General features: G+C 63.4%; 11 protein-coding genes. 10 read left to right on the top strand and 1 reads right to left on the bottom strand.

Annotated features, from left to right (window positions below; translation table 11 throughout):
• The first annotated feature begins 238 nt into the window (after positions 1 to 238).
• Entirely contained in the window at positions 239 to 1,516 is a 1,278-nt protein-coding gene (locus A9K65_RS00220) for a 4-aminobutyrate--2-oxoglutarate transaminase (RefSeq protein WP_024503448.1), read from the top strand.
• 28 nt (positions 1,517 to 1,544) lie between these two features.
• Here A9K65_RS00220 and A9K65_RS00215 read toward each other — a convergent pair whose 3' ends face one another.
• The gene (locus tag A9K65_RS00215) at positions 1,545 to 2,798 is read right to left on the bottom strand and encodes an FAD-dependent oxidoreductase (protein ID WP_064995725.1); all 1,254 of its coding nucleotides are present in this window, start codon (positions 2,796 to 2,798) and stop codon (positions 1,545 to 1,547) included.
• A 433-nt stretch (positions 2,799 to 3,231) separates the two neighbouring features.
• On the opposite strand from A9K65_RS00215, the gene A9K65_RS00210 reads away from it, so the two are divergent.
• The 9 genes from A9K65_RS00210 (at position 3,232) to A9K65_RS00170 (ending at position 11,369) form a co-directional block, all read left to right on the top strand.
• Positions 3,232 to 4,521, top strand: coding sequence for an imelysin family protein (locus A9K65_RS00210; RefSeq protein ID WP_064995786.1), 1,290 nt, complete (start codon positions 3,232 to 3,234; stop codon positions 4,519 to 4,521).
• A 112-nt stretch (positions 4,522 to 4,633) separates the two neighbouring features.
• Entirely contained in the window at positions 4,634 to 4,945 is a 312-nt protein-coding gene (locus tag A9K65_RS00205) for a (2Fe-2S)-binding protein (RefSeq protein ID WP_013527915.1), read from the top strand.
• Positions 4,911 to 5,396, top strand: coding sequence for a bacterioferritin (gene bfr, locus A9K65_RS00200; protein ID WP_013527914.1), 486 nt, complete (start codon positions 4,911 to 4,913; stop codon positions 5,394 to 5,396). The genes A9K65_RS00205 and bfr overlap by 35 nt, the downstream gene beginning before the upstream one ends.
• Positions 5,397 to 5,408: 12 nt before the next feature.
• Complete coding sequence (locus A9K65_RS00195; RefSeq protein WP_064995724.1) at positions 5,409 to 7,010, top strand: di-heme oxidoredictase family protein; 1,602 nt, start codon at positions 5,409 to 5,411, stop codon at positions 7,008 to 7,010.
• Positions 7,010 to 8,089 (top strand): imelysin family protein, encoded by a 1,080-nt coding sequence (locus A9K65_RS00190; protein ID WP_064995723.1) that lies wholly within the window; start codon positions 7,010 to 7,012, stop codon positions 8,087 to 8,089. The genes A9K65_RS00195 and A9K65_RS00190 overlap by 1 nt, the downstream gene beginning before the upstream one ends.
• Before the next feature lies 1 nt (position 8,090).
• Positions 8,091 to 9,197, top strand: coding sequence for a DUF1513 domain-containing protein (locus A9K65_RS00185; RefSeq protein ID WP_027161770.1), 1,107 nt, complete (start codon positions 8,091 to 8,093; stop codon positions 9,195 to 9,197).
• A gap of 94 nt (positions 9,198 to 9,291) precedes the next feature.
• Positions 9,292 to 9,969 carry a tRNA (adenosine(37)-N6)-threonylcarbamoyltransferase complex dimerization subunit type 1 TsaB gene (gene tsaB, locus A9K65_RS00180; RefSeq protein ID WP_064995722.1) on the top strand — a complete coding sequence of 226 codons (678 nt, stop codon included), beginning with the start codon at positions 9,292 to 9,294 and terminating at the stop codon, positions 9,967 to 9,969.
• 83 nt (positions 9,970 to 10,052) lie between these two features.
• A complete protein-coding gene (rimI, locus tag A9K65_RS00175) occupies positions 10,053 to 10,547 on the top strand; it encodes a ribosomal protein S18-alanine N-acetyltransferase (protein WP_064995721.1) in 495 nt (164 codons plus the stop codon).
• Between the two features lie 21 nt (positions 10,548 to 10,568).
• Positions 10,569 to 11,369, top strand: coding sequence for a 1-acyl-sn-glycerol-3-phosphate acyltransferase (locus tag A9K65_RS00170; protein ID WP_064995720.1), 801 nt, complete (start codon positions 10,569 to 10,571; stop codon positions 11,367 to 11,369).
• The last annotated feature ends 113 nt before the right edge of the window (positions 11,370 to 11,482 follow it).

The raw sequence follows: 11,482 nt of genomic DNA, 5'->3' as shown, positions 1-11,482 counted from the left end.
TCCCGACCGCGGGCCGCTCGCTGATCGCGGTGCCTCGCGGCCATCCAGAGGATAGTCGATCCCTGGGAAAAGGAAACCGGTCTCGTACGTGTATCGCCCGACTGGCTAAGCGCCGGGATCTGCCCACCGCAGGCCCAATCGCCTGCCGGTGGTGCCGACTTGAGGAAAACGTGAAATAAGGTCAGAAGACATCTCAACGGCATCAAACAGGACGGGCGCCGGCCCGGTGAGGGATACGATGAAGAATTCAGCCATTTCCGAACGCAAGAACCAATCGATTTCCCGCGGCGTCGGCATGACCACGCAGATTTATGCCGACCGGGCTGAAAATTCGGAAATCTGGGATGTCGAGGGGCGTCGCTATATCGATTTCTCGTCGGGCATCGCCGTCGTCAACACCGGGCATCGCCATCCCAGGGTGATCGACGCGGTCAAGGCACAGCTCGACCGCTTCACCCACACCTGCCACCAGGTGGTGCCCTATGAGAGCTATGTGCGCCTGGCCGAACGGCTGAACGGCATGCTGCCCGGCAAGTTCGAGAAGAAGACGATCTTCGTCACCACCGGGGCCGAGGCTGTCGAGAACGCCATCAAGATCGCCCGCAATGCCACCGGCCGTCAGGCGGTCATCGCCTTCGCCGGCGGCTTCCATGGCCGCACCTTCATGGGCATGGCGCTGACCGGCAAGGTCGTGCCTTACAAGGTCGGCTTCGGCGCCATGCCGGGCGATGTCTACCATGCGCCGTTTCCTGTGCCGCTGCACGGTGTCTCGGTCGCCGACTCGCTGGCGGCGCTCGACCGGTTGTTCAAGGCCGATGTGGATCCGGCGCGCGTCGCCGCCATCATCATCGAGCCGGTTCAGGGCGAGGGCGGCTTCTACGACGCGCCGCGGGATTTCCTGGTTGCGCTGCGCAAGCTTTGCGACCAGCACGGCATGCTGCTGATCGCCGACGAAGTGCAGACCGGCTTTGCCCGCACCGGCAAGATGTTTGCTATGGATCACCATGAGGTGGCCGCCGACATCACCACCATGGCCAAGAGCCTGGCCGGCGGCTTTCCTCTGGCGGCGGTCACCGGCCGCGCCGAAATCATGGATGCGCCCGGCCCCGGCGGGCTCGGCGGCACCTATGGCGGCAGTCCGATCGGCGTTGCCGCGGCGCACGCCGTGCTCGACGTGATCGAGGATGAAAAGCTGTGCGACCGCGCCAATACGCTGGGCGCAAGGCTGAAACAGCGGCTGCACTCGATCCGCGACGACGTGCCCGAGATCGTCGACATCAGAGGTCTCGGCTTCATGAACGCGGTCGAGTTCAACGACGTCAAGAAGGGCCTGCCCTCAGCCGAGATCGCCAATGCGATCCGGTTGAAGGCGCTCGACAAGGGCCTGATCCTGTTGACCTGCGGCGTCTACGGCAACGTCATCCGCTTCCTGGCGCCGATCACCATCCAGGACGAAGTCATGAACGAAGCACTCGACATTCTGGAAAGCTCGATCCGCGAAGTCTGCGCCGCCTGATCAGTAAGGTGCCGCGCCAGGGACGGAATTATCCCGCCGCTCTGGCGGGCTCATTCTCGAGGAAAGCGGCCAGTGCCGCTTTCAGCCCCTCGGGGCCAGCGGCCACCGTCTGCGGCGTCGGCGAGAAGCCGGCGCCCAACATCTTGCGGCCAAGCATATGGTCGCCCGGACGGTTGACCGATTCGATGCCGAGCAGCCGGTCGCCGGCATAGTGGTAGATCGAGAATTTGTTGTCGGGAAGGCCGCCCAGCACGACATGGCTGTCGCCGCCGGCGGTCAGGCCGACCATCTGCAGCTTCATGTCGCCGATGTCGGACCAGAACCATGGCACCGCAGAATAGGCGTCGGCATGGCCTGATATCGTGCGCGCGGCAAGCCGCGCCTGGTCGGTGGCATTCTGCACCGATTCCAGCCGCACGTCGCCGCCGGTGAACCAGTGACGGTAAGAGGCAGCATCGCCAATAGCGAGAATCTCCGGCACCGAAGTCCGCATCTGGTGATCGACGCGGATGCCGTTGGCGATGCCGAGGCCAGCTTCCTGTGCCAGTTCGACATTCGGCACGGCACCAATGCCGACAATGACCATGCGCGCCGGCAGCCTTTCGCCTGACGAGGTGATCGCGGCCACGACATGACCGTTTTCGCCTTCGAGCCTGGCGATCGAGGTGCCGGTGAGGATGCGCACGCCCGTCGCTTCCAGCCGTTGCCGGACGTGGCTCGCCACCACCGGCGCCACGGCGCGGCCGAGCAGCCGGTCCACCGCCTCGACCACTGTCACCGTGCGGCCGGCGGCCCTCAACGTGGCTGCGATCTCCAGCCCGATGAAACCGCCGCCGAGGATGACGACTTCGTCGGTTTGCGCGCTGAGGTCGCGGATCAGCCGCGCATCGGCCAGCGAGCGCAGCGACAGCACCCCGGACAGATCGGCACCGGGCAGCGGCAGCGTGCGCGGGCGCGAGCCTGTCGCCAGGATCAGGTGGTCGAAGGCAAGCGCACCACCGCCGGCAATATCCAAACTGCGGCGTCCGGCATCGAGGCGATCGATCCTGACGCCAGGCCGGTAGTCGATGGCGCTGCCGGTGTAAAAGGCCTCGCCGCGCAAGGGTTGTGGCTTGGCCTCGGCATCCTTGATGAAGGTCTTCGACAGCGGCGGCTTGTGGTAGGGCAGTTCGTCCTCATCTCCGACGAGGATCACCGGCCCGTCATAGCCGTCCTCGCGCAGACTTGCGGCCGCTTGCACGCCCGCATGACCCGCGCCGACAATGACCACACCGTTCTTCATCGCACTCAATCCCGATTCTACCCTAGGATGTTCCGCCAGATGGCAATTGTCTGGCACCGCTGCAAGCGAGCTTTTGCGGGTCGCATCCGGGATGGCGGCTGTCAATCGCACAGTTCAGCGGCAAGACCGGTGCAGGAAAATGCATAAAGTTGACAGTCGCAGTTTAGAATAATTCTAAACTGTTGTTTCGATTGACTTTTCTTGCGGATTGTCATTGACATCCGACGGTGTCGCAGCTTTATGGAAGCTCGCGCGTCAGCGCATCCCTTTAATGTCTGGGCCTTGAACCCTTTCGATTGGAGGCATTTTGGTGTCTTTCTTCCGCGAACCGCGCGATGGCGCGGCATCTCTTGCGCCCAATGGCCCGCAGATGGCCTGGCGCCGGTTGCTGCGCGCGCCGTTTACAGAATTTCCGAGAAACTGGAGAGTGATCATGACAGCACGATATGGCAGCAGGCTTGCGGCGATCGGCGCCACTGCCCTGCTGACGGCGGCGGTATTCGTGTTGCCGGCAAAGGCGGAAACAGATGTAAAGGCGGTCATCAAGACCTATTCCGACATCGCGCTCGCGAAATACGAGGATTCGCTGACCACCGCGCAAGCGCTCGACAAGGCGGTCGACGCGCTGCTCGCCACGCCATCGGTGGAAACCCTCAACGCTGCCCGTGACGCCTGGAAGGCATCGCGCGTTCCCTACCAGCAGACCGAAGTCTACCGCTTCGGCAACAAGATCGTCGACGACTGGGAAGGCAAGGTGAATTCCTGGCCGCTGGATGAAGGCTTGATCGACTATGTCGCCAAGAGCTACGGCACCGAATCGGACGCGAACGCGCTTTACACGGCCAATGTGATCGCCAACAAGGAGATCGAGATCAACGGCAAGAAGGTCGATGCATCGAAGCTTTCGCCGGAATTCCTCTCCGGGACGCTGCAGGGAGCCGGCGGCATCGAGGCCAATGTCGCCACCGGCTATCACGCCATCGAATTCCTGCTCTGGGGCCAGGACCTGCATGGCACCGGCCCGGGTGCCGGCGAGCGCCCCTACACCGACTACGACCTCAAGAACTGCACCGGCGGTAATTGCGACCGCCGCGCCGAGTATCTGAAATCGGCCAGCGACCTTCTGGTTTCGGATCTTCAGGAGATGGTCGGCAACTGGAAGGAAGACGGCGCCGCCCGCAAGGCTCTTGTCGATGGCGAGCCGAACACGGCGATCTCGACGATCTTCACCGGCATGGGCTCGCTGTCCTACGGCGAACTGGCCGGCGAGCGCATGAAGCTCGGCCTACTGCTGCATGATCCGGAAGAGGAGCACGATTGCTTCTCCGACAACACCTACAATTCGCATCTCTACGACGCCATCGGCATTCGCGCGGCCTATCATGCGAGCTACACGCGTCTCGACGGCACCATCGTTTCGGGTCCTTCGGTGGCCGATATGGTGAAGGCGGCCGACCCGGCGATCGACAAGGAACTGTCTGACAAGCTCGATGTTTCGGTCGCCAAGATGGAGGCGATCAAGGCGCGTGCACTGGCCGGCGAGGCCTATGACCAGCAGATCGCCGAGGGCAACATCGAGGGCAATGCCACCGTCCAGGCGGCGATCGATGCGCTGATCGATCAGACCAAGTCGATTGAGCGCGCCGTCGGCTCCCTGAAGCTCAGCACCATCGCCTTCGAAGGGTCCGACAGCCTCGACGCGCCGGACAAGGTGTTCAAGTAAGGGGTAAACGACGGAGACTGACCCGGAGCCGGACAACCGGCTTTGGAACGGCCTCCGCCAGAAGATCAAGCCACACGGCGCGGGAGACGCCGTCAGCCAGCCGAGCAAGCCAATGCTGATTTGTCATTGCAACATCATCACCGAGAAGGAGATCGAGCAGACGATCGTCGGGCTGCTGGACCAGGATCCCTGGCAGTTGATCGTGCCGGCGAAAATCTACCATGCAATGCAAAAGCGCGGTCGCTGTTGCGGCTGCTTCCCAAATGTGGTGGAAACGATCATTCGGGTCACCGAAAACTACCACGCTCGCTCGGAGGCGAGCGGCGTGGATGTCGTTTCACACCTGGATCGCGTCAGAGGCCTGCGCATCCAATACGGGAGCAGAATTCATGAAAGGCGATCCGCAGATCATCGAGCGGCTTAACGAGGCCCTTTTTCTGGAGCTTGGGGCCGTCAATCAGTACTGGGTGCATTTCCGTCTGCTTGAGGACTGGGGATACGCGAAGCTGGCAAAGAAGGAGCGGGCGGAATCGATCGAGGAGATGCACCATGCCGACAAGCTCGTCGCCCGCATCATCTTCCTCGAAGGCCATCCGAACCTGCAGTCCGTGGCGCCGCTGCGCATCGGGCAGAACGTCAAGGAAGTGCTCGAATCCGACCTTGCCGGAGAATATGACGCACGTACCGCCTACAAGCGTTCGCGCGAAATCTGCAACGACGCCGGCGACTACGTGACGATGAAGCTGTTCGAGGAATTGCTGGCCGACGAGGAGGGTCACATCGACTTTCTTGAGACGCAGCTCGACCTGCTTGCCTCGATTGGCGAGGAGAAATACGGCCAGCTCAACGCCGCATCGGCAGACGAGGCGGAGTAAGGGCATGCGGGAATGCGGCGCCTGCTAGAATTCGTGCGCCGCTCGCGGCGGGCCAATGGCTCGCCGCCCACTGAGAAGACGCCAGCCGGATTGGCGCGTCGGCGCTGTGTCATGCTCGTGTTGGCGCTTACCTCTTCGGCGATGGCGGGTGATCTTCAGCCGGCCGGCTTCGCCACCACGCGCACCGACCTCAATGCGAAGGATCAGGCGCGCGTCATTGCCGTCACCAGGCCGACCACGGATTTTTCCAGGCCAGAGCCGTTCGAATTGATGCAAGGTGGCGCCGGCACGTCCCGAAAGGACGTCAGCCGCGATTCCTTCTCGCAATCCTCGGCCAACATCACCTTCGAGGAAGAGGGCGACTTCAAGCTCGGCAATGCCCTTTTCCGCAAGAACTGGGTCTCGTCGCCATCCTCGACGCAAGCGTCGGACGGGCTCGGCCCGCTGTTCAACGAACGTGCCTGCCAGAACTGTCATCTGAAGGATGGCCGCGGCCGCCCGCCGCAAGGCGACGCCGGCACCACGTCGATGTTCCTGCGGCTGGCCCGCGACGCCAGCAGCGTGGAAGAGAAGGCGGCGCTTGCCGACCATGAGGTGCTCAACTTCCCCGACCCGGTCTACGGCAGGCAATTGCAGGAGCTCGCCGTACCCGGCCTGCCTGGTGAAGGCAGGATGCATATCGATTACCAGGAACGAAAGGTGGAGCTGACGGACGGCTCTGTGATCTCCTTGCGCAAACCGAGCTATTCGGTTGACGGCCTTGGCTACGGGCCGCTTGACCCGCGCACCACGCTGTCGCCGCGGCTGACGCCGCCGATGATCGGCCTGGGCCTGATCGAACAGATCGCGCCGTCTGATATTCTCGCCCAAGCCGATCCGGACGACAGGGACGGCGACGGCATTTCCGGCAGACCGAACATCGTGCGCGATAGCCTGAACGGGGAAATGACGCTCGGCCGCTTCGGCTGGAAGGCGCAGACCGCGTCGATCCGCCAGCAGGCGGCGGATGCCTTTGCCGGCGACATCGGCATCTCGACGCTCGAAGAGCCGAGGCATTGGGGCGATTGCACTGCTGCGGAGGCAAAATGCCTCGCCATGCCGAACGGCGTGCAGCAGCGTCTTGGCCCGGTCGAGGCGCCGCCGCCGGTGATGGATCTCGTCACCTTCTATTCGCAGAACCTGGCCGTGCCGTCGCGCCGGGACCTCGACCGGCCGGACGTGCTCGCGGGCAAAAAGACATTCTACGAGATCGGCTGCATTGCCTGCCATACGCCGAAATTCGTCACGCGCCGCGATACGCCCAATAAGGCGCAGGCCTTCCAGTTGATCTGGCCCTATTCCGACTTCCTGCTGCACGACATGGGGCCTGATCTGGCCGATGGCCAGGCCGTGGGCGATGCGACGGGCAATGAGTGGCGCACGCCGCCGCTGTGGGGCATCGGCCTGACCGAGACAGTCAACGGCAATTCCTTCTTTCTGCATGACGGGCGCGCGCGCAGCCTGGCTGAGGCGATCCTGTGGCATGGCGGCGAGGCGCAGAAAGCGCGCGACCGTTTTGCCGCCGCTAACGCGACCGAGCGTGACGCATTGCTCAAATTCCTGGAGTCACTGTGATGTTCAAGCGTTCTGCATTGTTTTTCGCTCTTCCGCTGGCCCTGCTGGGCGTTGTCCCTGCGTCGGCGGCGGTCAAAGCCTCCGACATCATCCAGCGGGCGATCGATGGCTTCGTCCGCCCGGCCTATGCCGGCCTGCACGAGCATGCGGAAGCCTTGACCGGATCCATGCGCAAGCTGTGCGTCACGCCCTCGCAAGGAGAGCTCGATGCCGCACGCGCCGAATTCTCCGCCACCGTCTATGCCTGGTCGTCAGCCGAAATCATCGGCTTCGGGCCGATCAAGGAGAACAACCGGCTGGAACGCATGCTGTTCTGGCCGGATCGCAAGAGCATTGGCCTGAAGCAGGTGCAGGGGGCGCTGTCGGCGAAGGATCCAACCGCCACAGATCCGGCACAGCTGGCCGGCAAGAGCGTCGCCATGCAGGGGCTGGGCGCGCTGGAGTTCGTACTTTACGGCGACGGCGCCGATGCACTGGCCGGCAAGGATGATCCCTACCGCTGCGCCTATGGCACTGCTGTTGCCGGCAACATCGAAACCATGGCCGGCGAGGTCAGCGCCGCCTGGAACAAACCGGACGGCTTTGCAGCGATTTGGGCCAATCCGGGGCCGCAGAACCCGCTCTACCGCGACGGCAATGAAGCGGTGACCGAACTGGTTGGCGTCTTCGTCAACGAGCTGGAAATGGTGCGTGACGTGCGCCTGAAAGGGTTTTTCGGCGGCAAGCCGGACGCAGACAAGCCGAAACAAGCGATCTATTGGCGCTCGCAAAACACCACCGCGTCACTGGCCGGCAATCTCTCCGGCATCGATACGCTGTTCCAGGCCTCGAAACTTGGCGACGCCCTGCCGGCCGATGCGCGCTGGATGGCCGAATCGATCCACATCCAGCTGGTCAACGGTGTCGCCACCGCCAAGGCCGTCAGCGGTCCAATCGACAAGGCGCTTGCCGATCCGGCATTGCGCGACAAGCTCGATCATTTCGCGCTGATCACCTCCAGCCTGTCGACCCTGATCGGGACCAGGTTGACCGCTGAATTCGGCCTGACCGCAGGCTTCTCCTCGCTGGATGGGGACTGAATTGAAAACCCCGCTGATAGATCGCCGCGATTTCCTGAGAGCTGCAGGCGTTGGCTTCATGGCCGCGATGGCGCCATCGGCCTGGGCAACGACGCTTTCGGCCGACGCCGTCTTCGCCACCGCTTTCGTCAAACGCGACGGCAGCTTTGGCGCTGCCGTCCTGTCCGAGGCCGGCAAAGTCCTGCATGCGATCGATCTGCCCGATCGCGGCCACGATGTCACCTTCGATCCCATATCGAAACGCTCGGTGGTCTTCGCGCGGCAACCCGGCACCTTTGCCGTGGTTTTCGACCATTCGGGCCGTGATGCGCCGCTGACCATCGCCAGCACCGCCGGCCGGCATTTCTTCGGCCATGGCGTGTTTTCGGCCGACGGTGCGCTGCTCTATGCCACCGAAAACGACTTCGACAACGCCGCCGGCGTCGTCGGCGTCTACGATGCGCGGGCGAAATTCAGCCGTGTCGGCGAGTTCCCGACCTATGGAATGGGTCCGCACGAGCTTCTGCTCCTGGGCGATGGCAGGACGATTGCGGTAGCAAATGGCGGCATCGAGACCCATCCGGATTACGGCCGCGCCGAGCTCAACATTGCGACCATGAAGCCGTCCTACGTGCTGATAGACCGCGCCACCGGCGACCTTATCGAGAAGCACGAATTGCCGGCCGCACTGCATCAGCTGTCTATCCGCCACATGGACACAGATCCATCCGGAACCGTCTGGTTCGGCTGCCAGTACCGGGGGCCGGGCACCGATCGTCCGTTGCTGGTCGGTCGCGCCACGCGCGGCAAGGATCTGCAACTGCTCGACATGCCGCAGGACGTTTTGTCCGGCTTCCGCAACTACATAGGCTCGGTCGCCGCCAATCCAGCTGCCGGCACGGTCGCGGTCTCCTCGCCGGAAGGCAACTCGCTTGTCGTGCTCGATTCGGCCAGCGGCCGGGTCGTCGCGAACAGCGCGCTGGTCGAGGTCTGCGGCGTGGCACCTGACGGAACCGGCTTCATGGCCACCACCGGCGCTGGCGAGATCGTCGAGGGCAGTGGTGCGACACGCTCCGAACCGGACTATGTCTGGGACAACCACATGCTGCGCATCGAGCAGGCCGCATAGGCCACAAGCGAAGCCGCTTAACGAATTATGCACTATCCCCTTGCGGTGGCGGGCCGTGGCGGGCACAGGGAATTGTTTTCGAACCGGTTGCTTCATGAAATTGCTTGCCATCGACTGTGCCGCCAACCTCTGCGCCGCTAGCGTCTATGACGCGACGGCGAAGCGGGAGCTCGGCCGCTCGGTGCTCGATCTCGGCAAGGGCCATGCCGAGCAGCTGATGGCGGTCATCGCCGAAGCGCTGGAGGCAGGCGCAACCGACTATGCAGGTCTTGGCGCCATTGGCGTGTCTGTCGGCCCCGGTTCCTTCACCGGTCTGCGGGTCGGCGTCTCGACCGCGCGTGGCCTGGCGCTGGCGCTGAAGATACCGGCAATCGGAGTGACGACACTGGAGGCGCTGGCTGCCGAAGCAGCGACGGCATTTCCCGGTCGCACCGTGCTGGCGGCGCTGGATGCCGGCCGTGAGGAGATCCACGCGGCCTTTTACGACGAAAGGTTAGTCTTGACTTACGGTCCGGCCGTGGCCACGCTGGCCGACGTGGTGGCAATGGCGATGGCAACGTCTCCGGTGCTTGCCGGCACCGCTGCAGCGCTCATCAGTGCATCGGCCGGGCGCGAATTCGATGTCGGCCCTCGGACGGCCACCGCCGACATTGTCACCTACGCTCGCCTGGCTGCCGCCAACGGCGCGCGCGAACGGCCGAAACCACTCTATCTGCGCGGCGCCGACGCCAAGCCGCAGGCCGGGTTCATTCTTTCAAGGATCAGACCATGATCCCGAAAAGTGGAAGCCGGTTTTCACGGGCAACGGTTCCCGTTTGTCCAGAGATCATGGTCAAACAAGAAAACAAAGATTAGATGCGCATACCTTTTCTCCAACCACGCCGCCGGGACTATGCGCTCGAGCCGCTGAGGATCGCCGACAGTCCGGCGGTCTCGCTGCTGCATCGCGAGGACTTTGTCCGCCCCTGGACCGATGGCGAATTTGCCGCCTTGCTCGAACAGGGCACTGTGTTCGGCTATGCCGCGCGCGAAACCGGACAGGGCTCCAAGCCGCCCGTCGGCTTCGTGCTGGCGCGGCTTGCGGCAGGCGAGGGCGAGATCCTGACCGTCGCGGTGGCGCGATCGCATCGCCGGCAGGGGTTGGGCTGGCAATTGATGGACGCGGTGTTGCGCGAACTGCACGCGCAGCGCGCCGAAGCGCTGTTCCTCGAGGTCGACGAGACCAATGTCGCGGCGATCGCGCTTTATCGCCGGCTGGGCTTCCGCGAGGTCGGCAAGCGGCCGAATTACTACAGGTCGGCCGAACACGGACCGACCGGCGCGCTTGTCATGCGCCGCGATCTTCGCTAGCGAGACGGCCGGGATGGGGCGATGATCAAGAAAATCAGGATTTTCCTGGCGCTGGGCCTCGTTGTCGCCGGTTCGCTGGTCCTCGTGCCGTTACAGATACTGTCGATGAAGACCGGCTGGTGGCCGGAAACCTTCATCCTCAAGATCTGGCACAGGCTGATCATTAGGGCGCTCGGCATGCGCATCCATGTCAAGGGGACGCTGTCCGACAAGCGCCCGCTGCTGGTTGCGTCCAATCACATCTCCTGGACCGACATCATGGTGCTCGGCTCTTTTGCCGACGTAAAATTCATCGCCAGGGCTGATATGGAAGGCTGGCCGCTGATCGGCATGCTTTCGAAGCTGCAGCGTACCGTGTTCATCGAGCGCGAGCGCAAGCGTTCGTCGGGCGACCAGGCAAGCGAGATTGCCAGCCGCATGGCCAAGGGCGATGCGATGGTGCTGTTTGCCGAGGGCTCGACCGGCGACGGCAATATGGTCCTGCCGTTCAAGAGCACGCTGTTCGGCGCCGCCTCGATGGCGATTTCGGAAGGCGCGGCGGAACAGGTGTTCATCCAGCCGGTGGCGATCGCCTATACGCGTCTGCACGGCGTGCCGCTCGGCCGCCGGCATCGCCCGCTTGCCGCATGGATCGGCGATGAGGATTTGATGCCGCATCTCAAGGTATTGCTGGCGGAGGGCGCGCTCGACGTCGAGGTGCATTTCGGCGAGGCAATCGCCTTTTCCAAGGGTTCGAGCCGCAAGGAGACGTCGAAACTGATGGAAAGCCAGGTGCGTGAGATGATGCAGGCGGCGCTTGCCGACCCGCGGCCGAGCCGCTAGCCCCGGCATGCCCTTGCTGGCGCGGGCTGAGAATCGTCTGTTTTTTGTCACGGAAAGGCGTTAGAAGCCGCCTTATGGACTTGAACACAATAGAAAGCGACGACATCGGCACT

It is taken from the genome of Mesorhizobium sp. WSM1497, from assembly GCF_001672455.2.
Lineage (GTDB): Bacteria > Pseudomonadota > Alphaproteobacteria > Rhizobiales > Rhizobiaceae > Mesorhizobium > Mesorhizobium ciceri.
The sequence above is the reverse complement of the archived record's forward strand: the minus strand, read 5'-3'. Positions and strand labels throughout refer to the sequence as shown.